This is a genomic window from Raoultibacter timonensis, from assembly GCF_900240215.1.
In the GTDB taxonomy this organism is placed as follows: Bacteria; Actinomycetota; Coriobacteriia; order Coriobacteriales; family Eggerthellaceae; genus Raoultibacter; species Raoultibacter timonensis.
Window position 1 is genome coordinate 1,630,530 of record NZ_LT964679.1, and the last position, 25,607, is coordinate 1,656,136.

At 62.0% G+C, this 25,607-nt stretch carries 20 protein-coding genes, 3 pseudogenes and 1 riboswitch; of the genes and pseudogenes, 7 read left to right on the top strand and 16 right to left on the bottom strand.

From position 1 onward, the window contains the following. The first annotated feature begins 156 nt into the window (after positions 1-156). Entirely contained in the window at positions 157-1,740 is a 1,584-nt protein-coding gene (locus tag C1722_RS07280) for a response regulator transcription factor (protein ID WP_180995075.1), read from the top strand. Between the two features lie 137 nt (positions 1,741-1,877). On the opposite strand, the gene C1722_RS07285 is transcribed toward C1722_RS07280, so the two are convergent. The 11 genes and pseudogenes from C1722_RS07285 to C1722_RS07335 all read right to left on the bottom strand — a co-directional run bounded on the left by C1722_RS07285 (position 1,878) and on the right by C1722_RS07335 (position 15,310). After that, positions 1,878-2,195 (bottom strand): hypothetical protein, encoded by a 318-nt coding sequence (locus C1722_RS07285; RefSeq protein WP_146040619.1) that lies wholly within the window; start codon positions 2,193-2,195, stop codon positions 1,878-1,880. After that, the gene (locus tag C1722_RS07290) at positions 2,102-3,181 is read right to left on the bottom strand and encodes an alpha/beta fold hydrolase (RefSeq protein ID WP_102378646.1); all 1,080 of its coding nucleotides are present in this window, start codon (positions 3,179-3,181) and stop codon (positions 2,102-2,104) included. The genes C1722_RS07285 and C1722_RS07290 overlap by 94 nt, the downstream gene beginning before the upstream one ends. 165 nt (positions 3,182-3,346) lie before the next feature. Then, a pseudogene (locus C1722_RS17375) lies at positions 3,347-3,994 on the bottom strand (alanine:cation symporter family protein); the annotation flags it as partial. A gap of 64 nt (positions 3,995-4,058) precedes the next feature. Continuing rightward, positions 4,059-4,934 (bottom strand): annotated as a pseudogene (locus C1722_RS17850) (SLC13 family permease); the annotation flags it as partial. A 78-nt stretch (positions 4,935-5,012) separates the two neighbouring features. Continuing rightward, complete coding sequence (locus tag C1722_RS07300) at positions 5,013-6,254, bottom strand: MFS transporter (protein WP_102378647.1); 1,242 nt, start codon at positions 6,252-6,254, stop codon at positions 5,013-5,015. A 622-nt stretch (positions 6,255-6,876) separates the two neighbouring features. Next, a complete protein-coding gene (locus C1722_RS07310) occupies positions 6,877-7,092 on the bottom strand; it encodes a hypothetical protein (RefSeq protein WP_102378649.1) in 216 nt (71 codons plus the stop codon). Positions 7,093-7,112: 20 nt separating this feature from the next. Further along, positions 7,113-7,460: a 4Fe-4S dicluster domain-containing protein gene (locus tag C1722_RS07315; RefSeq protein ID WP_102378650.1), complete on the bottom strand. Its 348-nt coding sequence runs from the start codon at positions 7,458-7,460 to the stop codon at positions 7,113-7,115. Between the two features lie 16 nt (positions 7,461-7,476). Continuing rightward, the gene (locus C1722_RS07320) at positions 7,477-9,738 is read right to left on the bottom strand and encodes a molybdopterin-dependent oxidoreductase (RefSeq protein WP_219724288.1); all 2,262 of its coding nucleotides are present in this window, start codon (positions 9,736-9,738) and stop codon (positions 7,477-7,479) included. A 756-nt stretch (positions 9,739-10,494) separates the two neighbouring features. Continuing rightward, positions 10,495-11,910: an alanine/glycine:cation symporter family protein gene (locus tag C1722_RS07325; RefSeq protein WP_102379575.1), complete on the bottom strand. Its 1,416-nt coding sequence runs from the start codon at positions 11,908-11,910 to the stop codon at positions 10,495-10,497. Between the two features lie 323 nt (positions 11,911-12,233). Then, a complete protein-coding gene (locus C1722_RS07330; protein ID WP_102378651.1) occupies positions 12,234-13,154 on the bottom strand; it encodes an alanine:cation symporter family protein in 921 nt (306 codons plus the stop codon). 101 nt (positions 13,155-13,255) lie between these two features. Next, complete coding sequence (locus C1722_RS07335; RefSeq protein WP_102378652.1) at positions 13,256-15,310, bottom strand: VanW family protein; 2,055 nt, start codon at positions 15,308-15,310, stop codon at positions 13,256-13,258. Positions 15,311-15,494: 184 nt separating this feature from the next. Next, positions 15,495-15,682: riboswitch (FMN riboswitch) on the top strand. Positions 15,683-15,822: 140 nt separating this feature from the next. On the opposite strand from C1722_RS07335, the gene C1722_RS07340 reads away from it, so the two are divergent. The 5 genes from C1722_RS07340 to C1722_RS07360 all read left to right on the top strand — a co-directional run bounded on the left by C1722_RS07340 (position 15,823) and on the right by C1722_RS07360 (position 19,649). Then, positions 15,823-16,410, top strand: coding sequence for an ECF transporter S component (locus C1722_RS07340; protein ID WP_102378653.1), 588 nt, complete (start codon positions 15,823-15,825; stop codon positions 16,408-16,410). A gap of 54 nt (positions 16,411-16,464) precedes the next feature. Beyond that, complete coding sequence (locus tag C1722_RS07345) at positions 16,465-17,286, top strand: energy-coupling factor transporter ATPase (protein ID WP_102378654.1); 822 nt, start codon at positions 16,465-16,467, stop codon at positions 17,284-17,286. Further along, on the top strand, positions 17,262-18,347 hold the full coding sequence (locus C1722_RS07350; RefSeq protein WP_102378655.1) for an energy-coupling factor transporter ATPase: 1,086 nt from the start codon (positions 17,262-17,264) through the stop codon (positions 18,345-18,347). Before C1722_RS07345 ends, C1722_RS07350 begins: the two co-directional genes overlap by 25 nt. Continuing rightward, complete coding sequence (locus tag C1722_RS07355; protein ID WP_102378656.1) at positions 18,335-19,141, top strand: energy-coupling factor transporter transmembrane component T family protein; 807 nt, start codon at positions 18,335-18,337, stop codon at positions 19,139-19,141. Before C1722_RS07350 ends, C1722_RS07355 begins: the two co-directional genes overlap by 13 nt. Before the next feature lie 94 nt (positions 19,142-19,235). Then, entirely contained in the window at positions 19,236-19,649 is a 414-nt protein-coding gene (locus C1722_RS07360; RefSeq protein WP_102378657.1) for a pyridoxamine 5'-phosphate oxidase family protein, read from the top strand. Between the two features lie 416 nt (positions 19,650-20,065). Here C1722_RS07360 and C1722_RS07365 read toward each other — a convergent pair whose 3' ends face one another. The 5 genes and pseudogenes from C1722_RS07365 to C1722_RS07380 all read right to left on the bottom strand — a co-directional run bounded on the left by C1722_RS07365 (position 20,066) and on the right by C1722_RS07380 (position 24,941). After that, positions 20,066-20,386 (bottom strand): DUF1292 domain-containing protein, encoded by a 321-nt coding sequence (locus tag C1722_RS07365; RefSeq protein WP_102378658.1) that lies wholly within the window; start codon positions 20,384-20,386, stop codon positions 20,066-20,068. Between the two features lie 157 nt (positions 20,387-20,543). Next, the gene (secF, locus tag C1722_RS17855; protein ID WP_425319344.1) at positions 20,544-21,461 is read right to left on the bottom strand and encodes a protein translocase subunit SecF; all 918 of its coding nucleotides are present in this window, start codon (positions 21,459-21,461) and stop codon (positions 20,544-20,546) included. 28 nt (positions 21,462-21,489) lie between these two features. Next, positions 21,490-22,854: pseudogene (secD, locus tag C1722_RS17860) on the bottom strand (protein translocase subunit SecD); the annotation flags it as partial. Between the two features lie 160 nt (positions 22,855-23,014). Next, positions 23,015-24,160, bottom strand: coding sequence for a tRNA guanosine(34) transglycosylase Tgt (gene tgt, locus C1722_RS07375; RefSeq protein ID WP_102378659.1), 1,146 nt, complete (start codon positions 24,158-24,160; stop codon positions 23,015-23,017). A 7-nt stretch (positions 24,161-24,167) separates the two neighbouring features. Then, complete coding sequence (locus tag C1722_RS07380; RefSeq protein WP_102378660.1) at positions 24,168-24,941, bottom strand: HAD family hydrolase; 774 nt, start codon at positions 24,939-24,941, stop codon at positions 24,168-24,170. An 80-nt stretch (positions 24,942-25,021) separates the two neighbouring features. Here C1722_RS07380 and C1722_RS07385 point away from each other — a divergent pair. Beyond that, a partial coding sequence (locus tag C1722_RS07385; protein ID WP_102378661.1) for an epoxyqueuosine reductase QueH occupies positions 25,022-25,607 on the top strand: 586 nt, incomplete at its 3' end.

Sequence of the window (25,607 nt, forward strand, 5' to 3'; positions counted from 1 at the left end):
CGCGCGCCTCGCGCCGCACGGCTGCAAACGGGCGGAACCCGCCGCGGTGCCGCATGCGCCAAATGCCCTATAATGCTAAGGCGGCGGGGGCAACGGGTTTTGATCGGGTGCGCGATAAGGCAGAGAGCTTGCCCGGCATGGGCGTCAGGGGGCATCATGATAAATACGATAGCGGGTTCACTTCGAGACAAGGCCACTGCCCTCAGTTACGCCCTGTACATAGAAGGTCCGCTGGTCGTCGGGTTCGCCATTCAGCTGCTCTGGCTGTTCATCCTGTTTTTCCAGGCGCCCTTCTTTCTCGACGGCTACCACTACCTCGACGAGTCCCGCTCCACGCTTCTGAGCCTGTCCTTCCTCGTCGTGTTTCCCGCAACGTGCTTTGCCATCGGGTACTACCGCGACCGGGTTACCAAATACCTCCGGAAAAAATCGGTCCACTTCCTCATGGGCCTCTGCGGCGCAGTCGGCATGCTCGGCACGGGCAGCATCATGCTGACAGGAGGCGAAGCCCCCTTCGCGCTCGCCTTGGCAGGAGCCGTGCTCACGAGTTTCGCCTGCGCCCCCTCGACGCTGCTATGGGGCGAAGCGGCGCGGCGGCGCGACCAGAGCATCCTGGCGATCGCAACCATCCTCTCGCTCCTTCTGGCCTTCGCGTTCATCCTCGCCCTGGCCTACTTCGCAGAAGCCGGCACCCTCGGCATCGTGATCGTCGCGTGTATGTGCCCCCTCTTCTCGGTCGTGTTCGTCTACAAGACGCAGCACGACAACGAGAGCTACTTCAAGCCGCAGGAGTTCGTTACCCTGCCCGATGGGACCACGCGGGCCAAAGAGGGCAAAGCCTGGGTGGAAACGTTTCACAACCTGCGCATCAGCAAGCGGGCCTTCGCGCTCAGGCTGGGCAAGAGCGCCGTTCCGTTCGGCATCGTGTACGGGTCGCTTCTGCTCGAGGGCTACCGTTCGCTGCTGTGGAAAACGCCCCTCGTCAACGATTTCCCCGTCGAAACGCTGTGCCCCCTCATGGCCGTGCTGCTGTTCACCGGGCTCTTCTTCTGGCCGTACCGCCACGAGGACGGCTCGTACGCCTCCCACCAGCTCGTGCCCTTCCTCCTCGTGTTCGTGCTGTTCTCGTGCTCCCAAGGCCTCTTCGATGCCGGAAGCCCCAACTACGCCTGCGTGGCGCTGCTGGCGCTGGCGAGCGTCGTGTTCTGGCTCTATCCGGCCGAGCTCACGATGCGCTACCGCGTATCGTCGATGATCACGTTCGGGTTCTTCAACGGCTTTCTCACGCTCGGGCTGCTCGCGGTGTTCGCCGTCAACGCGTTTCTCCCCCTCGAAGCGATCCCCTACTACCTGATAACCCTCGCGCGGATCGTGCTGCTCCTCTTGGGCTACCTATCGCTTGTCACCAACGACCAGATGCGCGAGATCGCAACGCTCGCCACCGCGCAAACCGAAGAGACCCCCTCGCCGGACAGCCCGAAAGCGCACCGGGCCCCGTTCACCCAGCGCTGCCATCTCGTGGCCGACACGTTTCTGCTCTCGCAGCGCGAGCTGGAAATCCTCTGCCTGCTGGCGAAGGGCCGCAACGCCGCCTACGTGCAAAAGGAGCTCGTCATATCGGAGGGCACCGTGAGAACCCACATGCGCAACATCTACCGCAAGCTCGATGTGCACAGCCAGCAGGAGCTCATGGACCTGGTCGACACCATCGACCGCCAGCCCGCGAGCCCCACGCGCTAGAAGCGCGGCCGCGGTATGCGGCACCCGCCGAAGCGAAGGGGCTTTGCCCGCATTCGGACAAAGCCCCTGAAAACAATACAGCAGAAACGCCACCGATCCGATGCGGTCCGCTACCGTGCGGCGCGGCGCATGCCCGATCAGTACCCCATCATCGTCACCAACGGAAGCAGTACCGTCGCGTGCAGGATCATGAGGGCGATCGTCGGTATGATGCCCGATTTGAAGTAGTCCACGAGCGTCCAGTAGTTGTACTTGTGCACCACCATGCTCGCGCTCTCCAAGCCGTTCGCGAACGAGGTTGAGGCGCTGATGGCGACTACGATCGTGAAGAACACCGGGCTGATGCCGAACGCGTCGCCGATCATGCACAGCGGCAGAAGCGTCGTTCCGATGAGCGCCGGCCCCACCGGTATGAACAGGCGGATGAGGGGAACCACGACCGCCGTCGCCACCACGAGCAGCCCCGTGCCCACCGCGAGCTTGCCGATCGACGCCTGCAGAAACCAGCTCGCCGAGCNTCGTTGAGTATCTCGTGGCGCATGCCTTCGTAGAGCTTGAGGTCGACCGTTTCGACGCCGGCTCGCCGGTACTGCTCGACAGCGCGCTCGACGCCTTTGCCCATGTCCCCCACGGGATCGAGGGCGCCCGCGATGAAGAGGAGCGCAAGGTCGGCAGGCACCGCCCCCGCTGCCGCGGCCGTAACCACTTCGCCGGTCAGATCGGTAAGGGTCGCATACCCGCCTGCGGAGAACATGACACCGCACGATTCGTCGGCGATGTAGGCGTCGACGACCGCATCGTCGGTCGAGATCCAATCGAACTCGGTGCGGGGGTTGTCGATCTTCTTGGCGAAAGAGCCCGCGCCGAGCCCGTCGAGAAACGTGCTCTTGTACGCGTCGCCCTTCGACGCGGCGATGCGGCGGGCGACGAGGTTGCCGAACTTGGAGAGAAGCAAGGGCTGCTGCCCCGTTCCGCAGATGACCGCAGCGGCCAAACCTTCGGCGAAGCGCGCGAGGTACGCGCGGACGATGAAGCTTCCCATGGAGTGGCCGAACATGATATAGGGCGTCTGGCGAGCGTAGCGCGAGGCGACCGTCTTACGCAGTTCGTGCACGTCGTTGATGAGCACCTCTTTGCCGCCGACGCTCGGAAGGCATCCCCACTCGCTCGGATCGGCCACGCTCTCGCCGTGCCCGATGTGGTCGTTCGCGCACACGATGTAGCCGCGGCTCACGAGGTAGCGGGCGAACTCGTCGTAGCGCTCGACGTGCTCGGACATGCCGTGCACGATCTGCACGATGCCGGCAGGCGCAATGCCGGGATTTTTCTCGGGTTCCCATGTTAAAGCTCTGATCTGGGTTTTTCCATCACTCGAACGGTATCCGATCCTGCCTGTCTTCACAGCCGAGCGCACATCGGCGCGCGTGGCGTTTGAACTCATGGCAATCCCTCCCTCAAGGTTGCTGAAACACCATTATACCCGAACTCGGCCGTCGCCCGGCAACGCGCCCGCGNATGAAGCCGCAACACAAGCGTCGACCGCCGAACCTGAGTCCGACGGCCGACGCCTAGCGCGTTTCGCGGCAGCAGCGCCGCGAAACGCTCCCTATTTGTTGTCGAGCACCGGGATGGGCGTCTCGTCTTTCTCCTCGAGGTTGTTCTCCCACACGTAATGCTTGGTCTCGCGTGCGATGAGACCCGAAAGCGCGAGCACGACGATGATGTTGGGAACGGCCATAAGCGCGTTGGTGATATCGGAGATGGTCCAGACCAAGTCTCCGATGCCGATGGCGCCGAGGAAGGCGACAACCACGTAGAGCACCTGGTACGGACGGATGGCGCGCTTGCCGAACAGGTAGGTGACGCAACGGTTGCCGTAGTAGGACCAGCCGAGGATCGTCGAGTAGGCGAAGAGCACCATGCCGAAGATGAGGATCGGCGTGCCGATGTAGGGGATCTTCGCAAACGCCGCACTCGTCAGATCGGCGCCCGCGGTAATCTGGCCGCTCGTCATGATATCGGGATTCGCGATCATCGTCGAAACGAGCACGATGCCGGTGAGCGCGCAGATGATGACGGTATCCCAGAAGGTGCCGGTCATCGACACGAGCGCCTGACGGGCGGGGTTGCGGGTGGTTGCCGCGGAAGCCACGATGGGAGCCGAGCCCATGCCCGACTCGTTGGAGAACAGGCCGCGGGCGCAGCCGAACTGGAGCGCCATCATGAGGCCCGAGCCCACCGCGCCGCCGAAGGCGGNCGATGCCCGGCACGAAGCACAGCACGAGCGCCAGAAGCGCGATGCCGGTCAGATCCCAACCCGTCCAATTGCTCCCGAGCCACAGACCGAACGTCAGCACGAAGATGGCGAGCACCTTCCAATCGAGCGCATTGAACTTCTCCTTGTTCGCCGAGAATTCGGCAATGCGCTCGAGCGTGTTCGGCGACAGGGGATCGGGCTTATGCACCACAATGACCGAGAAGTACGCCACGAACAGCAGCACGAGCGCGATGGGCGTGCAGATGACGGCCCAATCGAGAAACGAGATCTGGATGCCCGTACTCGCCTCGAGCATCCCCATCGCCATGATGTTCATGGAGCTTCCCGACGGAAGGGCCTGTCCGCCGATGCAGGCGGCGTACGGGATGGCTATCATGAGCGCCCGCCCGAAACGGGACTTCCCCGGCTCGGCACCCTCGATCTGCAGAATGCTGCTCGAGGCGATGCCCGCGAAAAGCGCGCTGCAGGGCAAATCCGATATGAACATCGAGCATATGAACGTCGCCGCCATGAAGGCGAAGATGACGAGTTTCTCGTTGCCTTTCGTGAACTTGAGCAGAAACGAGACGATGCGCATCGGTATCTTGGTTTTCAACAGAGCCGCCGAAAGTCCGAACGAGGCGAGCACGAAGAAGATGACGCTGCTCACCCACGCGAGCCATACCGTCGTTCCCTCGCTCGCAGAGAACGGGAGGATGCCGAACACCGGCAGCGATATCATGATGGCGATGCCGGTTATGGCAAAGGGGACCGGTTCGGCCACCCACAAGATGATGCCCGCGATAAGCAGGGCGAGACTCATTTTTCCTGGAAACGAAAGCCCCTCGGGCAACGGCAGCGCCAACGCTATGACGATGATGCCGATGGCGACGAGAACGCATGCAATCCGTGCAGCTACCGACTTGTCTTTCAACATAGTCTTTTCACCCCCACACTAGTTGTCAGCTATGCACGCGGCTTCCGCACAGGGGTGCGGAAGCCGCGCCGAATTGCGTTATCGAAGGGTCTTACGCGTGATGATCAGCATGAGCGCAACAACGATGATGATCGGGGGCAGGCACAGGATGTGCGAGCCGAGCGACCAGCCGAACGGGCCGACGAAGTAGCCGAGCGCCATACCGCCCAAGATGTTGCCGCCGTTGCGGAACACGTTCATCAGGCCCATACCCATCGCGTTTTGCGAAGGATCCTCGAGGATCTCGGGGATGGACGTCTGCACCATGGCGGGAATCCAGCCCTGGCAGAAGCCGTTTACGACCGCGATCACGTAGATGAGCGTCAGATCGACCGTGGAGAACGCGAACCAGAGGAACACGAGCACGACGACCCACGCCGCGACGATCATCCATTTACGCGTACCGAGCTTGTCGGAGAGCCATCCGCCGAACGGGATGCCGACGGCGCCGAGCACCGTGCAGAGGCTTACCGCAAAGGCCGCGACGGAAGCGTCGATGCTCGCCACTTCGCGCAGGTACAGCGACCAATAGGAGCTCGTGGTGCCCGTCGTGGTGAGGGCGAAGACGAGGAACATGATGCAGAGGATCCACAGCGAAGGGTTCTTGAACGCAGCGAACTTGTTGCCCTTGCCCACATCCTCGATGCGTTTTCCGGCGGTCGCCGCCATGACCTCTTTGGACGGCTCCTTGAAAAACACCATGAGTACGATGAACGCGACCACGCAGTACGCGCACGCGAGCCACCATACCGACTTCCACCCCATCGAAGCCGCCATCACGGGAGCGAGGTTCATGGTGATGAGCGTGCCGAGCGGCATCCATGTCTGGAACACGGCTACCGCAAAGCCCTGCCGGCTCTTCGGGAACCACAGACTGATGGCCGTTGGGCCCGCCACGCCGATGAAGCCCATGCCGCAGCCCTCGATGACGCGGGATACGAGCAGCATTTCGAAGCTGGTCGACAATGCGCCCATCAGGGATCCCACGAACAGCGATATCACGGAAACCGCCAGGGACTTCTTCAACCCGAAACGGTACACGAGCCCCGTTGCGGGAAAAGCCAGGATCAAACCCATGATGGAGAACACCGACATGATCCAACCGTACGACGATCCCGGAATGCTGAGCGCCTGGATGATCTCGACCGAGATCGTCGCAGGCTTGAACATGTTCAGAGGTGCCGCGATCGCCACGATCCAGACAGCGATCAGTATCGCCCACGCGCCTTTCGGAACAGCCTCTTTGACAGGCTTTGCAGCCTTGCCACTGGTCATTTCCATACAAATCCCCTTCCAATCAAATGAAGCAGATAGTGGTAAACGTCGAAGCTCAGTGCGGTTTCGAACGCAGCGGCTCTCCCGTGCGCCCCTGCGCGGGGGGAAGCTTTCTCCCACAGGCAGCGCATACCAGAGCGCGCGGTCCGTTCAGCGTGCCGCAGTGTTGGCACAATCCCCTTGGAACGATCTGTTTGCGCTTTCCGGTTCCCTTGCATTCTCCGCAGCCGGTACACGAATAACCGCACATGGCTTCTCCTAACCTGAATAGCCTTGCCGCCCGCGTTTATTGAGTATTCTTCGGAGCCGAAGGCGCGGCGGGGGCACCAGGCGCTTTCGGAGCGGACGGAGCGGACGGAGCGGAAGAAGGTGCCGCGGGAGCCGGCTTCTGCGGCTCGGGCGCGGCGGAGAGCTCCACCCCGCAAAACGGACATTTCTTCAAAGCTATGCCACCCATGCTTTGGATGGTCTTGCCGCAACTGGGGCACGCGGAAGGCCCTGTGGCGGATGCGTCAGCGGGTCTAAAACACATGGTAAGTATATACCTTTCTCTCGGGAGTTTCGGTTGTGCGCTGCGTCGCACCCGGTTCGGTCCGGCGCAGCGCTTGCTGCAAAAACTGCCAGCCGATCAGCCCAATTTGGTAGGCTTCGTACGGGCGTATCCGCGGGTCGGCTTCAGCATGAACCGGTTCTTCACCACGAAAAATCCAACGCGAGCCATATCCATGCGGTTCGTCGAGAGGTCGGCGCAGATTTCGTCAACCGACTTACCCTCGTCCAACTGGCCGTTCAGATACTCGATCTGGGCATCGTCGTCGAGTTCCAGCAACTCATCAATCGTCATGACATTCCTCCGTTCTCGGTTTAAGGCAGGTACACGGCAACCTTGTGATCGAGCTCTGCCGCACGCTTCTGCATGGCGTCCAAGCTGCCGTATTCGAGGCAGAACGACTGGCAGTGCTTCACGCACGTCGGCTCTTCGCCCTTCTCCAAGCGCGCTGCGCAATGGTCGCAGAGCGCCGTCGGAACCGGAAGGTAGATCCAATCCCAGGCGTCTACTGCGCCCTCGCCTATCTTCATCGGCTCGGTCTCGAGAAGTTTTATGCCGTACTTGCCGATCTCGAAGCCATGCTCGTTCTTGCACGCGACCTCACAGCTATGGCAGCCGGAGCAGTACTTATAGTCCACAAGCAGTGCAAAATCCTTGCTCATCTGCTTCTCCTTCCGTCTAGTCGCTCAGTCCGTCAACTTTTTTGATATCGCACATCACGCCCTTGTAGGGAGCGCCGAAGCCCAACTTGCCGATCTCCTTGTGCGGGAGCAGCTCGTTGATGTTGGATTTCCACACTCCGAACAGGTTGGGCTCCTCGCCGTCCTGCTCGGGGTACCACCAGCCGTGGCGGGTGTGCACGACGCGCGGGTCGATGATGTCGGTGATGTGCGCCTTTTCGCGCGCCTTGCCGAACGGGCTTTCGATCTCGACCCAATCGCCCTCTTCGACACCGTAGCGCGCAGCGGTCTCGGAGTGGATCTCGACAACGGGCCACGGCGTGATCTCGCGCATCTGGGCCAGCTGGCGATGCTCGGAATGGAACGAAGCGTAGTCGCGGGCGCCGGTGGTCATGATGAGCGGGTACTCCTCGGCAAGCTCCGGATGGCTCGTCTCGTCCCATCGGGGCTTCTCGAAGTACGGCAGCGGATCCTCGCCCCAGGCCTCGTACACGATGGAGTACAGTTCGACCTTGCCGGTCACGGTGTTGAAACCGGGCTCGCCGTCGGGGCGCAGCATACCCTTCTCGTACTTCTTGTACGTGTAGCTCGGCTGGTAGCAGCCGATCTGGCGCAGGTCGTCGAACGTGAACCCGTACTCGGGTACCAAGAGCGAATCGAAGAAGTCCTCGACCGAATCGTAGGGCCAGCCCTCGGGGTTCAAGCGCTTGCCCAGCTCGAGGTCGATCTCGAGGTCCGATTTGCACTCGCCGCGCTTCGACGCCTTGTTCATGCAGCCCAAGAACACCGAGTTGCGGCCGTAGTGCGGAAGCACGATGCCGTCATGCTCGGGGAAGGCCGACAGGGGCAGGAACACATCGGCGAACGCCATCGCGGTCGGGGTCATGAACAGGTCGGTGCATACCGCGAAATCGACCTTCTTCAGAGCCTCGTACCAGCGATGCGGCTGAGCCGAATTGGTGGGGGCGATGAGGTTCGTCGAATTGAACCAGCTCATGTGGATCTGGTACGGCTCCCCCGTCTCGAGCACGTCGAGCGTTACGTCGGGATGGGTGGTGGCATGGGTGTAGGCGAGCGCGGGGTACTCCTCGGCGCCGATGCGCTGCGCCCAATCCTCTTCGGCGACGAACTGGCGGCTGTCCATGCGCCACTTGCCCATGAAGCTGTTGGGTGCGCCGACCGTGAGCCCGCCGGGAACGTCGAGGTTGCCCGTGATGGCCGCAAGGGCGAGGATGGCGTGACCCGCCTGGATGCCGTTGGACTGCTGGTCGATGGCGAGGCCCCAAGCCATAGCGCCCGGATGATGCGTACCGAGGTAGCGGGCCAGTTCCAGAATCTGGTCTTCGGGGATCCACGTCACTTCGGACACGTAATCGACCGGGAACTCGGCGGCGCGCTCGGCGAGCTCGTCGAAGCCGTAGCACCAGTTCTCGACGAAGTCATGATCGTAGAGATCCTCTTTGACGATGATGTTGATGAGGCCGAGCGCCAGACACGTATCGGTCTGCGGCTTGATCTGGATCGTCCAGTTGCCTTCGCGGCAGCCGAGCCACGTGACGCGCGGGTCGATGCAGATGATCCTGGTTCCTCGCTTCATGAGATCGACGAGCGCGTGGCCGTGCAGGCCGTCGGGGTTCGACGCCAGAGGCGCCTTGCCCCAGCATACGATGTAGTCCGGCACGACGTACTGCGGATCGTCGTAGCGCTGCTCGAAGAAGCCCGCGTAGTCGATCTCGGGATACCCGGCGCCCAGGATGAAGTCGGATACCGTCGTCCGGGGTCCGTAGCACGACCAGCCCGACTGCGAATAGCAATAGTTCGGGGTTTGCAGCACGGAGAACGCGAGGGGGTAGCTGTACATGACCGCTTCGCGGCCCGTCCCCCCATGCACCATGATGGAGCGGGCGCCGTACTTCGCTTTGATCTCCTTGACGTTCTTTTCGATGATATCGTAGGCTTCGTCCCACGTGATGCGTTCCCACTTGTCTTTGCCGCGGTCTTCGCGGGCGCGCTTCATGGGATAGATGATGCGGTCGGGATGGTTCACGTACTCGACCAAATCGAGGCCCGTGGCGTTCAGGCGCCCCTGGTAGATCGGATGCTCCTTGTCCCCCTCGACCTTGATGAGGTTGCCCTCTGCGTCGACCGTCAGCTCCATGCCCCATCCGACCGGATGCTCGCCCGGAGGAGACCAGGCGCAGGTCCTGAAGATGGTGGTGCCATCATCCTGAACGCGTTTCCATTCCTTTTTCATCGACATAATGCTCCTCTCGCCTCTTGTGCATGGAACAGTCCATGCAACTCGAACCGTGCGTCCACGTTTCATTCATGGACGAGACGGAGCATAGGATCATCGGGACACCGGCCTTACCATGACCCCTATGAACTTTCGAAAGCCAGGTCATACGAAGCGCGGTAATACCGCTATTCATTTTTGTTTGAGGATACTCATACCGCGTTGGGTAGAGGGCTTTTTGATCAGGCGAAACGAGGAGGTGCAGACCGATGCGCCGCATCGGGCGGCGCTTGTTCTCAGAAAAACGGCGTTTGCAGCCGTCCCGAAAATGATAGTATGTCGACTTTGACTCCCAGCAGCAGACAAGCCGGATACGGGTTTTTGTTCGTTGTGTTGCATTATGGAAATGGACAAGCTGTCGAGTCTTTTTCTCTACAAGCGTATTGCCTGCTCAAAGCTTTACGCACCTTCACAGCTGTTTTGACGCTTGTTTTCGGGCCGGCAGTCTGCCCCGTGGGACTCAAATCAGCAGCACAATGAGCAAAAACCCGTATGTTAGCCTGGCTTAGCCGTTGAGCCGCCATCGAAATGCGCCCATTCGGGCCCTGAGCGCCAAGCGGCCCCGCAGGCGTGCCGACCCGGCTCGGCACCCGAAGGGCTGCATGCCGATTCCAGCTGTACGCGCAACCATGAAGCCGCAACACAAGCGTCGACCGCCGAACCTGAGTCCGACGGCCGACGCCTAGCGCGTTTCGCGGCAGCAGCGCCGCGAAACGCTCCCTATTTGTTGTCGAGCACCGGGATGGGCGTCTCGTCTTTCTCCTCGAGGTTGTTCTCCCACACGTAATGCTTGGTCTCGCGTGCGATGAGACCCGAAAGCGCGAGCACGACGATGATGTTGGGAACGGCCATAAGCGCGTTGGTGATATCGGAGATGGTCCAGACCAAGTCTCCGATGCCGATGGCGCCGAGGAAGGCGACAACCACGTAGAGCACCTGGTACGGACGGATGGCGCGCTTGCCGAACAGGTAGGTGACGCAACGGTTGCCGTAGTAGGACCAGCCGAGGATCGTCGAGTAGGCGAAGAGCACCATGCCGAAGATGAGGATCGGCGTGCCGATGTAGGGGATCTTCGCAAACGCCGCACTCGTCAGATCGGCGCCCGCGGTAATCTGGCCGCTCGTCATGATATCGGGATTCGCGATCATCGTCGAAACGAGCACGATGCCGGTGAGCGCGCAGATGATGACGGTATCCCAGAAGGTGCCGGTCATCGACACGAGCGCCTGACGGGCGGGGTTGCGGGTGGTTGCCGCGGAAGCCACGATGGGAGCCGAGCCCATGCCCGACTCGTTGGAGAACAGGCCGCGGGCGCAGCCGAACTGGAGCGCCATCATGAGGCCCGAGCCCACCGCGCCGCCGAAGGCGGCCTTCGGCGTGAACGCGCACTCGCAGATCAGGCAGATAGCGGGCCATACGTACTCCCAGTTCATGCCGATGATCACGATGCAGCCCCACGCGTAGGCGATGGCCATGAACGGCACGAGCTTCTCGCACACCTTCGAGATGATCTTGATGCCGCCGAAGATGACGATCGACACCATGATGACGATGGCGAGGCCGATGCCCCACGTCGGGATGCCGGGCATGTTGGCGGTGATGATACCGGTCATGGCGCTCGACTGCACAGCCGAGCCGATGCCGAACGAGGCAATGGCGGCGAACAGGGCGAAGGCCCCCGCCCCGAGCAGAGCCCACCACGGGGCTTTGCCGTTCTTCTCGAACGCACGGCGCCACGCATACATCGCGCCGCCGAGCATGTTGCCGTTGTGGTCCTTTACGCGGTACTTGACCGCCGCGTAGGTTTCGGAGTACTTGGTGGCGATGCCGAACACACCGGTGAGCCACATCCAGAGCACCGCGCCCGGGCCGCCCGCGAGGATGGCGGTCGCCACGCCCACGATGTTGCCGGTTCCGATCGTTGCCGAAAGTGCCGTCGTCAAGGCGCCGAACTGGCTGATGTCGCCTTCCGCATCCGGATCTTTGGTAACCGAAAGCTTGATGGCCTTCGGAAGCTTGCGCTGGATGAACCCGGTCCTAAACGTCAGGAACAGATGCGACCCCAAAAGCAAGATGATCATGGGAGGTCCCCACACCGCTGCGTCGATATCGTTGATAAGCTGAACGATGTCCATGCAGACCCCTTTCTCTTCGATTGCGTTCTTCCCCACAGAAACGCGAAGAGAGCCGACGCCGAAACCGATTGCCGGCATCGGCTGAGACAAGCCGGGAATACCGTTTCGGTATAAGCACTTTTCCGCGCTAAAGTAATAGCGCACATTATAGACAGTCACCACATGGCGGTTTGTTAACAACGTCGAAATTCGTACCCAAGTACGGGGGGAACGGCGCCATACGGGCGGCGAAAGCGCGACATGCAGCTCCGTTTCGATCGAAATGCAGCGCCAGTGGGCGAAGGCGCGGGCCGTCGGGCGGAACAGCCCGCCATGCTGCGCAACTACTTCCCCGCGACCACCGGAATGGGAGTTTCGTCCACCTCGTCAAGGTTGCCTTCGTATACGTAGTGACGCGTCTCGCGTGCAACGAGCCCCGAAAGCAGCAGCACGACGATGATGTTGGGGATGGCCATGAGCGCGTTTCCGATGTCCGATACGGTCCACACCACATCCCCCACCCCGATGGCTCCGAGAAACGCCACGGCCACGTAAAGGATCTCGTAGGGAACGATCGCCTTCATGCCGAACAGGTACGTGATGCAGCGGTTGCCGTAGTAGGACCATCCGAGGATCGTCGTATAGGAGAACGCCACCATGCCGAATACGAGGATCGGGGTGCCCACGAAGGGGATCTTCGCGAACGCCGTGCTTGCAAGCTGCGCGCCGGTGAACAGCGTCGGGTTCGCAAGGATCTCGGCCTGAATATCGGGGTGGGCCACAAGCGTGGAAACGAGTACGACGCCGGTGAGCGCGCAGATGACCACCGTCGACCAGAACGTGCCGGTCATGGCGACGAGCGCCTGCTGGGCGGGATTGCGCGTTGCGGCAGCGGAAGCCACGATGGGGGCCGAGCCCAGGCCCGACTCGTTGGAGAACAGGCCGCGGGNCTTGGTCGCGATGCCGAATACGCCGGTGAGCCACATCCAGAACACCGCGCCCGGGCCGCCCGCGAGGATGGCGGTCGCCACGCCCACGATCGATCCGGTGCCGATGGTTGCAGCGAGAGCGGTTGCCAAAGCACCGAAATGCGAGATATCGCCCTCGGCACCCGCATCGGAGGTGAACGAGAGCTTGATGGCCTTCGGCAGCTTACGCTGGATGAAGCCCGTCTTAACGGTGAGAAACAGATGGCTGCCGAGCAGAAGCGCGATCATTGCCGGCCCCCACACGAAGCTGTCGATAGTGTTGAGTAATTCGATCATAGCTTGAGGATTGTACCCGAACGGCGGCGATTCGGCAGCGGAATCTGCAGGTCTTCACAGACCTGCTGCCAACCCGAAACCGTTCGGATACTTGAGCTTTCCTAGTCGTCTTCCTCCGGTACGGGCGGGAAGTACGAAGGGAACGTATCCTCCGAGATCACGTTGCCGTCGGCATCTTTCACCGTGCGGTAGTTCGTGATCGACTTGCCGTCCTTGTCGTTGCCCGACCAATCGCTGTTCACGCTCTCCACCGTGCGGTGCGGGCTCGTACCCCAGATGCTGATCGTCATATCGACGCCATCGTAGGAGGCGGTCACGAGGATGTAGTGATCGGTGTCGTTGGTGAAGACGAGCGTCGGGTACTCCCACGATACGGCGGCATCGCGCCCGAGCGGGTAGTTCGGCTGGTACAGGCTGTGGTTCGTACGCTCGACGATGGGAAGGCCCGCCTCGTAGGCAGCGTTGAACACGCCCGTCGCCACATTGCAGATGCCGCCGCCCGAGGATTTCTCGTACTTGTTGTTCACGATGACGTTGGCTTCCTTGTAGCCGGCCGCCTCGTCGCAGTTGCCGACGATCTCGTTCCAGTTCCAATTCTGGCCGGGAGCGATGAGCGATCCGTTGAGCGTATCGAGGCACAGCTCGATGTTATACTCGCGGTTCGTACCGCCGTTCGATCCGTAGCCGAGCTTGTAGGAGGTGATGAGCTCCACAACGCCCATGTTCTCGGCATCCTCGGCGGTGATCTCGGGCTCGACTTCGGCCTCTTCGAGCGCGATCGTGCGATCGCCCGCCTCGCTGCCGCCGTAGAGCATGCCGTCGAGCGTATGGACGCCCGTCTTGATGTCGGGGCCGATGCCCAGAGTGCCGCCCGTGATGACGGGCACGCCGCTCGACACGTCGAAGGTCGCATTGCCCGCCGTGCCGTAGCCGACCGACCCCATCTGCCCCTGCAGGCCGTCGTAGGCCTTGGCCGCGTCGATGGAAGCAACGAGCTTCGCGTTGTCGCCTTCGCCTTCGACCTCGACCTTCGTCCATTCGCCGAGCATAGGAGCCCAGATCTGCCACGAATCGTCGCCGTAGGTGAACGTTACGGGATCGGCAATTGCCGCCGTGATCGAATCGGCTACAGCCTGCGCCTCGCCGGAATCGATATCGAGGGGAATATCGGTCATCGGGACCTCGAACGGCGATGTCGACGTGCCGAGCAGCATGGCGGTCGCCTTGGGGGCGAACGCTTCGGGATCGGCCTTTTCGCCGACGCGCCCGGCCGTTACCTGCGCAACGCCGTCGGCGTTGATGGAGATGCCGCAGTTCACCATGCTCACGCCGATGGCGTCGTCGATGGAGGCCAGGGCTGATTCGAGCGCCGCCTGATCGTACTCGACGGTAGCCGGCATATCGACCTGGCCGAACCAGCTTTGGATCCTCTCGCCCGCTCCGCTCACGAAATCGTCGAGACCCGAGATGCGTCCCACGCTCATCGCCTCGTCGACAAGGGCGGCGGCATCAACGTGCGCACCGAGGTCGGCTGCCGAGAAAGACCAGGAAAGAGCCTCTGCGCCCGCGTCGGAAGCATCGCCTTGCGCCCCGTCGGCAGCAGCATCGTCGGCAGGCGGCTCGGCCTCGCCCGACGCTTCGCCGCTCGTATCGTTGACGGTGCTTTCCTCGAGCCGCTTGACGACATCGGCGCTCGGCGTAACCCGCACGCTCGCACCTGCAAGCTTCGAATCGAGGGCGGCCTGCAGCGCGCTTGTCGCCTCGGCTTTGCTCATGCCGCCGATCTCCACGCCCTGCACCTTGACGCCGTGGTGGACCTTGCCGTCGTTGAGGCCGAACTCGAGACCGGCAAGAGCTCCGAGAAACACGACGATGACGAGCACGGCGATAACGGCGACCTTGACACCCGAACGCTTTTTCGGGCCGAGGTTCATGTAAGGGTTTTGGCCGTTGCCCTTGCCCCTGCCGGGGCGGCTGACGTCCGCTGCGCTCACGACGGGCGAAAACGCTCCCGTTTGCTGCTGACGGCGCTGCGTGGCATTGCCCTGCGGCGGCATGCCCTGGGTCGGTTGAGGTTGCCTGCGGGCATGGTTGCCGGCCGCGTGGCGGCCTACCGGTTGATCGCCCTGATTGTTCGAATCGTTGTCAAAAGCCATAATGGAAGACTCCTGGTGCGTTTAATCTACGTTCGTGCCATCATACAACAGCTCATAGAATGGGGCAAAGAATACATATTCTCCTGTTGAATTCCCCAGAAACCCGCGAACGGGCGCAGCGTCTTGCGCAATCGAGAACGCCCCTTGCGCATCGGGCGCTCTCCCTATACAATACAGGCCATGAATTCTGTTTCAGGGCGAGGTGCAATTCCTCACTGGCGGTAATTCGACCGAGCCGGTTTTCGGTAACGCGTCGAGAGTCCGCGACCCTGCGGTACCGATTATCTGCGGCAACGCGGTAATCGGGTATGCAGGCTGATTTTGGTGAGATTCCAAAACCAACGGTTATAGTCCGGATGGAAGAGGCAGAGCTTACAGGGACGATCGCTTCGAGGCGGGCGTTCCTGTAAACCCGAGAAGCCTGTATGAAAGAATTCATACAGGTTCGTTTCTTTTCTGGGCCCGGAATCGATACCTGCTCTGTACGGGGCTCGCAAGAGAAAGGGTTTGCTATGGCAGAAAAAGCGAACGGCTACCAGTTCACCAACACGAACAAATGGGAAACGCGTCAGCTTGTGACGATGGCGCTCCTCTGCGCGATCGGAGTGCTCCTCTCGTTCATCGAGTTCCCGCTGCTTCCCGGCGTCACCTGGCTCAAATACGACGCGTCGGCCATGCCCGCCATGGTGTGCGGATTCGCCTACGGTCCTGCTGCCGGCTTGTCGGTCGGCATCATCGGAGCCGTCATCCACGGCATAATGCTCGGCGATTTCTCGGGTGCGGTCATGAACATCATCGTCGTCACCGGCTACATCCTACCCGCCGCGCTCGTCTATAAAAAGGTGCACAACTTCAAGGGTGCCATCGTCGGTCTCGTGATCTCGTCGGTCTGCGCCACGCTCGCCGCGATCCTCGGCAACCTCATCATCACCCCGGCGTGGCTCGGCGTTCCTATGGATGCGGTCATCGCGATGATCATCCCGATACTGACTCCCTTCAACCTGCTCAAGGCGCTGCTGAACTCGGTGCTGACACTCATCGTGTACAAGAGCATCTCGAATCTCATCACCCCGAAGAAGAAGCAGATAAAGGGCAAGTAGAGCAATCGATGCGGCGGCCCGAGCGGCGGCCGCGCACGAACCGAAAGAAATCATATGATCGAATTCGAACATACGGGCTTCACCTACGACGGCGAGACCTTCGTCCTGCGCGACATCGGGCTCTCGATCCCCCAAGGGCAGTTCGTCTGCATACTCGGCGGAAACGGATCGGGCAAGTCGACCCTCGCCAAGCATATCAACGCGCTGCTCGTACCCGACGAGGGCACCGTCACCATACTCGGGCACGATACGCGCGACGAGACCGCCACCTACCTCATCCGCAGCAATGCGGGCATGGTGTTTCAGAACCCCGACGACCAGCTCGTTGCGAGCCTCATCGAAAACGATGTGGCGTTCGGCCCCGAGAATCTCGGCGTGCCCACCGACAAGCTGCGCGAACGCGTAACGCTCTCGCTCGACGAGGTCGGTCTGCAGGGGTTCGAGAAACACGAGACCAACGCGCTTTCAGGCGGCCAGAAGCAGCGCGTCGCCATCGCCGGCGTATTGGCCATGAACCCTCGGATCCTCATCCTCGACGAGGCGTCGGCAATGCTCGATCCGCGCGGCCGCCGCGGGCTCATGCGCGTGTGCAAAGAGCTCAACGAGCGCGGCATGACCATCGTCATGATCACCCACTTCATGGAGGAGGCGGGGCTCGCCGATCGCGTCGTCGTACTCGACGGAGGCACGATCGCCCTCGACGGCACACCCGACGAGGTGCTCGTCCAAACCGAAAAGCTCGACCACCTGAACCTCGACGTACCGTTCGCCTGCGAGCTGTCGCGCGAGCTCCAGAAGCGAGGCGTGCCCGTATCGACGCACGTTGACGACCAAAGCCTTGAGGAGGAGCTATGCCAATTGCTTTCGAACAGGTAAGCTACTCGTACAGCGCACCCGCAAAGAAGAAGCGGGGTAAAAAGGCTGCCGAGATCCCCGCCGTCGGCGACGCCCCGGCTCTCGGACAGACGGATGCCGACATCGCGCCCTGCGCTGCAGATGCGACGAACGCCGCCGCGTCAAACGCCCCGAGACCGCTCTGGGGAAACCCCGAAGGCAAAACGTGGGCGCTCTGCAACATCACCTTCACGCTCGAAGACGGGGAATTCCTCGGCATCGCAGGCCACACGGGAAGCGGTAAGAGCACGCTCATCCAGCACATGAACGGACTCATCCACCCCACCTCGGGACGCGTGCTCGTCGACGGCGTCGACATCGCCGACAAGAAAGCGGCCGCCGCGGCGCGCAGCAACGTGGGCGTCGTATTCCAGTACCCCGAACACCAGCTGTTCGCCGCCACCGTCTACGACGACGTGGCGTTCGGGCCGCGCAACATGGGACTCGGCTCCGACGAGGTCGATGCGCGCGTTCGCGAATCGCTCGCGCAGGTTTCGCTCGATTTCGACGATATCCGCGACAAGAGCCCCTTCGAGCTCTCAGGCGGGCAGCAGCGCCGCGTCGCGTTCGCGGGCGTGCTCGCCATGCGCCCGACCAAACTCATCTTGGACGAACCGGTCGCAGGGCTCGACCCCGCCGCGCGCAATGATTTCCTCAAGCTGATATCCGAGCTGCACGAAGGCGGCCTCACGGTGGTCATGGTTTCCCATACGATGGACGACCTTGCACGCTATTGCGATCGGATCCTCGTGCTCAAAGAAGGATCGCTCTTCGCGCTCGGCACCCCCGAGGAGGTGTTCTCGCGCGCTTCCGAACTGCGCGAGATCGGCCTGGGAGTCCCCTACGCCCAAAAGCTCGCAAACGACCTCAAGGACGCGGGCATCGGCCTGAACGGCAGGCTCTACGACACCGCATCGCTCGCCGACGCGTTGGCTGCGCTCTACCGCGGCGCCGAGGGGAAACCGGTTTCCCTGGACGGCGAAGGCGAGACCCGAACGGCTGCTCGAACCGGCGGGGGAAAAGAGGAACCGTGCCCGAAATAGCCATGTTCGGCAAATACTGGCCGGGGACGAGCCCCGTCCATCGGATGGATCCGCGGGCGAAGCTTTTGCTCTCGCTCGTGGTGATGGCGAACATCTTCGTCGCGCAATCGTTCATCGGCCTCGCCGTATGCGCGGCGTTCACGGCCGGGTTCTTCCTGCTGGCCAAAATACCGCTCGGCAAAGCCGTCAGATCGATTGCGCCGCTTGCGTTCATCCTCGTCATCACGGCGCTTCTGAACGTGTTCTTCGTGCAGGGCGGCACCGTGTACTTCCAATGGTGGTTCATCCAGATCAGCGAGGCGGGTCTTGTGCAGGCCGCCTTCATCGCCGTACGCCTGTTTCTGCTGCTCTCGAGCATGAGCCTGCTCACGCTCACCACCGCCACCCTCGATATCACCGATGCGTTCGAGTACCTCCTCAAGCCCTTTGCGCGCATCGGCGTTCCCGCCCACGAGCTCTCGATGATCATGGGAATAGCGCTCAGGTTCCTTCCCCAGTTCACAACCGAGCTCCAAACGATTTACCGCGCGCAGATCAGCCGCGGGGCGACCTTTGCCGCAAGCCCGTTCAGGGGAGGTCTGCGCATGCTCACATCGCTCATGATCCCGCTGTTCACGAGCGCCTTCAGACATGCCGAAACGCTGTCGCTGGCCATGGACGCCCGCTGCTACCACGGAGGCCCGGGGCGCACGCGGCTCAAACCCCTGCACTACAGCGCGCTCGACCGCAACGCCGTTATCGTGCTTGCGGCCATGTTCGCCGTCGTGTTCTCTACGAACTTCATCCCGCTGTAAGGAGGAGCGCGGCCAGGCGGGCCGCGCGCGAGCCGAGCAGAACGCACGACCACACGAGAAGCGGGCAGAAAGCCCCTCGAGAAAGGAACAGACCGTGACCGGAAACGAACAGGTTCTCGACTACCTCACCAACATCCCCACCTGGTACCTTGCTACCTGCGAGGGCGACCAACCCCACGTGCGCCCGTTCAGCTTCGCCGCCGAGCAGGACGGCAAGATCTGGTTCTGCACCGCCACCACCAAAGACGTGTACCGCGAACTCGAAGCGAACCCCAAGTTCGAACTTTCCGGCTGGCACCCGGGCCACGGCTGGATCATCCTGCGCGGCAAAGCGGGACTCGAAGATAAGGCGAACGCAGAGGTTCGCCGTGCGGGATACGAGCATATGTGCGGCCTTGGCGAAACCTACGAAGGCGAGAACGATCCCGTGCTCACGTTCTTCTCGGTCGAAGAGCCGCAAGCCTGGATGTGCGATATCGACGGCAGCTGGGTGCCTATCGAGTTCTAAGCGTTCGGCAGCGCGCCGCGCACTCGGGCACTGGCGTCCGAGTGCCGCGCACCCGAAGCCCCAACGGAGAAGGCAAGCCCGATCATCGAAACCCGCCGGCACCGCCCGATCGTCACCCATCTTCGCTTCTCGATGTCCGCCAACCGCCTCCGTGCGAGGTTTTTCTCAGCCATCTAGCAGCACCGAATCAAGCGATCAGGCATAGGGAACGCCATCCCATGTTCATGGATCAAAAATACCTCGCACGGAGGCGGTTGGCGGACATTTGGCGCTTCCGGAAGCCTGCGCTCGCCGGACATCCAGCGTCATCCGACGAAGCGCATCCTACATGCGGCCCACGCGCCCGCGCACCTGCACACCTGCGCGCCAGCCCGAATCCCGCACCCGTACGCCGAACCCGAGATCCTGACGGCGCCCTATTCGAAATCGTACAGATCAGCCGTCGCTCGGCGGAAATCCTCGTACACCTCGGCAGCGATCGCTTCGTCTTCGACGAGCTCGAACGCCGCAGGCTGGTCCTCGTCGTCGAGCTCGGTCACCTCGAGCAGCACGACCTCGCCCGACGAGCAGGCGGGGTTCTCCTCGTCGACGGGAAAGAAGAACCCGTAGCGCTTATCCTCGTGCAGAATCAACCCGAGGAATTCGAGGTCGATAAGCTCGCCTTCTTCGTCCTCGAACGTGAACGTAATGCCCTCTTCGGTGGGCGGACAGAAATTCGGGGCGCTTCCCTCTCTCATATTCGGCTCCTTCCGAGTCGTAGATGCGGACCGCACCGGCGGGCCGCACTCTCAAGCGGGCCCGCATCAGCAGGCCCGCGTTCGTTCAATCGCTATGCAAGCCCTCGGGCACGCGCGGGACGGCGCGCACCCGAACAGCGCAATCGGCTCCGACGCGCTACTGCTTCTTCTTACTCTTACGGTAGCGATGGTTGCTCTTTGCGTTCGCCCCCTGCTTTCCCGTATTCGACGGCTTCTTGGCCGCAGCGCTCGAGCCTCCCTTCGCCGCCTTCGGGCCCTCGGCCTTCTTGGTGGCAACGACCGGGGCGCTCACGCTCGGGTGGGCGAACTCGAAACGGCCGATCTCGGGTCCGTACTTTTTCGCGAGCTTCGCGTAACGCGGCTCCCGCGTCTTCCACATGGCGTAAAGCGGCGTGGCGACGGCGATCGACGAGTACGAACCGCACACGAGGCCGATCGTCATGGCGAAGGCGAAGTCCTTGAGCGTCTCGCCGCCGAACAGGAGCATCGCGACAACGGGGATCAGCGAGGTGAGCGTCGTGTTGATGGTACGCACGAGCACCTGGTTGATCGAATGGTTCGCCATCGTCATGAACGTGCACTTGATATCGGTTTCCTGCATGTTGTCGTTGATACGGTGGAACACGACCACCGAGTCGTAAAGCGAATACCCCAGGATCGTCAGCAGCGCCGCGATGGTGTTGGGGTTGACCTCGCGGCCCACGAGCGCGTAGATGCCCATCACGAGCACGAGGTCGTGGAGAAGCGCGATGATGGCCGTGACGCCCATCTTGTATTCGAACCGGATGGCGATGTAGATGATGATGAGGATGATCGACACCAAAAACGCGATAATCGACGACTGGATGACGCTCGTACCCCAGTCGGGACCGATCGTCGTCACCTCGAAGCTATCGCTTTCGAGCCCGAGCTCGCCTGCAACCTTGTTGGCGGTTGCGGCGGCCTCTTCGGCGCTTGTCGTAGTGGTGCGCACGAGGAAGCCCGCCTCGCCATCGGCCGTCGTCGTCTGAACGACCGCGTCGGGTTCGCCAGCCTCGTCGAATGCCGAGCGCATCTCCCCGGTCGTCACATCGCCCGGCGCATGGNGAGCGCGGTGCGAGCAAGCGGATGAGCGGAGCCTTGAACAAGAGCATCATGACGATGTCGCAGAGGATGCCGAGCGCAAGCGTAAGCCCGAAGCCCTTAACCGAGGCAGAGGCGAGGAAGAACAGCGACAGGGCCGAAACGAGCGTGACGAGGTCGGCGTCGACCGAAGTCACGATCGCATGGCGCACGCCGGTGATCGAGGAAGCGCGGACGCTTCTCCCCATGCGGATCTCCTCACGGAACCGCTCGAGCGTAAGGATCGACGAGTCCGCCGCCATGCCGATGGTGAGCACGATGCCCGCGATGCCCGCAAGGGAAAGGCTGAACAGCCCGAATGCCGACAGCGCAGCGAGTATGCCGAGGTAGATGATCGCGAAGATGGCCATGGCCGCGGCCGTGATGAGCCCGAGACCGCGGTAGAAGAACAAAAGGTAGAGCATGACGACCAGAAGGCCGATCGCAGCGGCGAGTACGCCCGAGTACAGCGCTTCCTGGCCGAGCGTCGGGCCGACGACCTGGCTCTGCGCGTACTCGAAGCTCACGGGCAGCGAACCGCTCTGGAGCACGGTCTGGAGCGCCTTGGCGGCGTCGAGCGAATAGTTGCCCGAGATGGACACGTTGCCGTCGGGGATCTCGGAATCGACGGTGGGGGCGCTCTGCACTTCGCCGTCGAGGATGATGACGATCTTTCCGTTGGTCGAAACGAGCTCTTTGGTGGCTTCGGCGAACGCAGCCGCCCCCTCGCTGTCGAGCTGCACGTTGACCACGTAGTCGGTCGACGTGGTTTTGCCCTGACCGATCGAGACGTTCGTGATGTTCGTGCCGGAGACAAGCGGCGTATAGGTGCCGGGCTCCACCTCGAGATAACTCGTCTTGCCGGACGGAAGCGAGTTGCCCGCTTCGTCGGTATAGGTTTCCTGGGTGATGTACTGGCCGTTGTCGATCTTCGTCTTCACCGTCTCATCGGTGAACGAATCGAGACGGGCAAACTCGAGCTTGCCGGTCTTCCCGATGGTGTTAAGCGCCGATTCGGTATCCGACAGGCCGGGGATCTGCACGAGGATCTGGTCGGTTCCCTGAGCCTGGACCGTAGCCTCCGAAGCGCCGAGCGCGTTGACGCGGCTCTCGATGATGGCGCGGCTGGCCTCCATGTCCTCGGTGGTTATCTCTCCCCCGTCGGTGCTCTTCGCGGTCAGCACGACCGAAAGGCCGCCCTGGATGTCGAGCCCTTGGTTGATCTTCTCCGCAGGAGGCGTGAACAGGAATATCGAACCCACCACCAGAAGCGTCGTAACTACAAGCAGCCATATATTGCGCCTGTCGGTCGAGCCCTTCTTCTTTTTCTTCGTCTGTACCGCCATGCTGAGTCTTCTTCCTCGTACGCCCACACGGAGCCGATTGCCTCGTACGCGCCGCAAGCCACCCTGAACGGGCGGGCTGCGCGTGAACCTTCACATTGTGCCACAAGTTTATCCTCGGAACCAGATAGGCCCACAAAGTCGATGCCGAACCTTTACCCGATCAATAGTCGTTAGCCGCAGGAGACGCCATCCACTCCTCGTAGAACTCCTCGTACGCGCCCGCCAGCACCGCTTCGCGCGCCCGGCGCATGAGATCGAGCAGGTAGTGGAGGTTATGCACCGAAAGCAGCATCCCGCCGAGCATCTCGCTCGATTTAACGAGGTGGCGAATGTAGGCGCGGGAGTACTTCGCGCAGACCGGGCAGGTGCACGCATCGTCGAGCGGACCGAAATCGCGCGTATACTTTGCGTTGCGCATGTTCATGCGGCCGGTCGACGAGAACGCGGTGCCCATGCGGGCGGTGCGGGTGGGAAGCACGCAGTCGAACATGTCGACTCCCTCGCGAACGGCGCGCACGAGCGTGGTGGGATTGCCCACCCCCATGAGGTAGCGCGGCTTGGTGTCGGGAAGAGCCCGGGCGACCTGCCCGAGCGTCTCGAACATCACGTCGTGCTCCTCGCCCACCGAATAGCCGCCGATGCCGAATCCCTGGAAATCCTTGTGACCCGCCTCGACGCTCGCACGGCTTGCCTCGAGCAGGCGCTCGACCGACTGAAGACGCAGGTCGAGGTGCATGCCGCCCTGCACGATGCCGAAAAGCGCCTGATCCGCCTTCGTATGCGCAGCCAGGCAACGAGCCGCCCAGCGCGCGGAGAGGTCGACGGCGCCCTCGACGAACTCGCGGGTTGCGGGATACGGGGCGCACTGGTCGAGCTGCATGACGATGTCGGCTCCGAGTTTCTGCTGTATCTCCATATTGCTCTCGGGAGTCCACCGGATCTTCGATCCGTCGTAAATCGACTGGAACCACACACCGTCGTCGTCGAGCTTGCGCGTATCGGCAAGCGAGAATATCTGGAACCCGCCCGAGTCGGTGAGAATCGGCCCGTCCCATTGCATGAAGGAGTGGAGTCCCCCCGCCTCGGCGATAAGATCGGCTCCGGGACGCATCGACAGATGGTAGGTGTTGGCAAGCACGACCTGAGCGCCGAGATCGGCAAGCTGGTCGGTCGTGACGCCTTTGACGGTGGCGTGCGTGCCCACGGGCATGAACATGGGCGTCTTGGCGGTACCGTGCGCAGTCTCGAACGTTGCGGCGCGCGCATGGCCGCTCGTCCCCTCGACGGTAAAATCAAACAGGGCCATCGCAGACCTACGATTCGCGCGCGATCGGACCGGCATCGATGCCGGTTGCGGGATGCTCGCAGGCGGGAAGCGCTTCCGCCCAAGCTGCGAACTCGGCCATCGAAGAGTGCTTGACGCGCGACAGGTCGAACTTCACGGGGTCGAGCAGGTGGTCGGTCACGAGGTAGGCATCCATGCCCAGATCGAGGCATGCAAGATCCTCGTGGGTGTTGTTGCCCACCATGAGCACGTCTTCGCTCTTCAGACCGGCCGCCCGAAGGTTCTCGGCATAGTAATCGAGCTTCGGCTTGACCGACGTCGAGTTCTCGTAGTTGGTGATGCGCGCGAATGCGTCGGCGTCGATGCCCGCCCAGGACAGGCGCCACTTGACCGCCCGCAGCGGGAACATGGGCATAGTGGCGAGCACGAGCGGATACCCCTTTGCGCGAAGCGTCTCGATCGCGCGGGCGGCATGCGGGTCGGGCACGACGTTTTTGCCGATCTCGCCGAAATCGTGTTCGTAGAATTCGCCGACAAGCTTTGCCCAATCGGTAGCGTCCTGATCGACGACCTCGAAGAACGCGTCCCAATAGGCTTCGGCGTTCAACCGTCCGTCATCGTGGGCCGCCATCGCTTTGATGCCTTTCTTCAAACCTGCGGTAAAGATCTCGGGATCGATGCCGCGCGCCGCAACGTAAGCGGCGAGACGCTCGAAGTACGATTGCATGAACTCGCCGAGATCCATCGGAAGCAGCGTACCGTCCAAGTCGAAGAACACTGCGCGATAGGGTGTTTGCTCCATGTGATAATCCTTATGTATCAGGTTGCGTATACGTTCGCATGGTAGTATAAAGCAGGAGAAAAGGAGCGTGCGAGAAGCATATGAAATTACTACTCCATGCATGCTGCGGCCCCTGCTCGCTCGAGCCGACGAGGTTCTTGGCGAACGAGGGGCACGACATCACGATCGCATACATGAATTCGAACATACACCCCGCCTCGGAATACGACCGCAGGCTCTCGACCCTGCGCGCTTGGGCCGATCGCGAGAACCTCCCCATCGTCGAAGGACCCTACGACGTTCGCGCATGGGAGGGCTGCGTCGGCACGGTGGCTTCGGATACCTACGCGAGCCGCGAAGATCGCTGCAGAGCATGCTACCGCATGAGGCTCGAAGAGGCAGCCCGCTACGCTTCCGAGCACGGGTTCGACGGCGTGTCCACCACGCTCACCGTAAGCCCCTACCAATACACCGATATCATCCGGGAAGAGCTGAAACGCGCGGCCGGAGCTCACGGAATCGCTTCGCTGTTCGAAGATTTCCGCCCCCTCTACGACGAAGCTACGCGCCGCAGCAGGGAGCTCGGCATGTACCGGCAGAACTACTGCGGCTGCCGCATCTCGCAGGCCGAAGCGGAAGCGGAGCGCCGCGAGCGCAAGGCGGCCCGAGCGGCGAAACGCGAAGCGG

What these genes read in the sequence shown, in the direction of transcription:
- C1722_RS07280 (WP_180995075.1), top strand. Translation starts at nt 157, where the DNA reads ATGATAAATACGATAGCGGGTTCACTTCGAGACAAGGCCACTGCCCTC.
- C1722_RS07310 (WP_102378649.1), bottom strand. Translation starts at nt 7,092, where the DNA reads ATGACGATTGATGAGTTGCTGGAACTCGACGACGATGCCCAGATCGAG.
- C1722_RS07315 (WP_102378650.1), bottom strand. Translation starts at nt 7,460, where the DNA reads ATGAGCAAGGATTTTGCACTGCTTGTGGACTATAAGTACTGCTCCGGC.
- C1722_RS07340 (WP_102378653.1), top strand. Translation starts at nt 15,823, where the DNA reads ATGGCAGAAAAAGCGAACGGCTACCAGTTCACCAACACGAACAAATGG.
- C1722_RS07365 (WP_102378658.1), bottom strand. Translation starts at nt 20,386, where the DNA reads ATGAGAGAGGGAAGCGCCCCGAATTTCTGTCCGCCCACCGAAGAGGGC.
- C1722_RS07350 (WP_102378655.1), top strand. Translation starts at nt 17,262, where the DNA reads ATGCCAATTGCTTTCGAACAGGTAAGCTACTCGTACAGCGCACCCGCA.
- C1722_RS07335 (WP_102378652.1), bottom strand. Translation starts at nt 15,310, where the DNA reads ATGGCTTTTGACAACGATTCGAACAATCAGGGCGATCAACCGGTAGGC.
- tgt (WP_102378659.1), bottom strand. Translation starts at nt 24,160, where the DNA reads ATGGCCCTGTTTGATTTTACCGTCGAGGGGACGAGCGGCCATGCGCGC.
- C1722_RS07325 (WP_102379575.1), bottom strand. Translation starts at nt 11,910, where the DNA reads ATGGACATCGTTCAGCTTATCAACGATATCGACGCAGCGGTGTGGGGA.
- C1722_RS07345 (WP_102378654.1), top strand. Translation starts at nt 16,465, where the DNA reads ATGATCGAATTCGAACATACGGGCTTCACCTACGACGGCGAGACCTTC.
- C1722_RS07300 (WP_102378647.1), bottom strand. Translation starts at nt 6,254, where the DNA reads ATGGAAATGACCAGTGGCAAGGCTGCAAAGCCTGTCAAAGAGGCTGTT.
- C1722_RS07320 (WP_219724288.1), bottom strand. Translation starts at nt 9,738, where the DNA reads ATGTCGATGAAAAAGGAATGGAAACGCGTTCAGGATGATGGCACCACC.
- secF (WP_425319344.1), bottom strand. Translation starts at nt 21,461, where the DNA reads ATGCGCTCGGCATTCGACGAGGCTGGCGAACCCGACGCGGTCGTTCAG.
- C1722_RS07380 (WP_102378660.1), bottom strand. Translation starts at nt 24,941, where the DNA reads ATGGAGCAAACACCCTATCGCGCAGTGTTCTTCGACTTGGACGGTACG.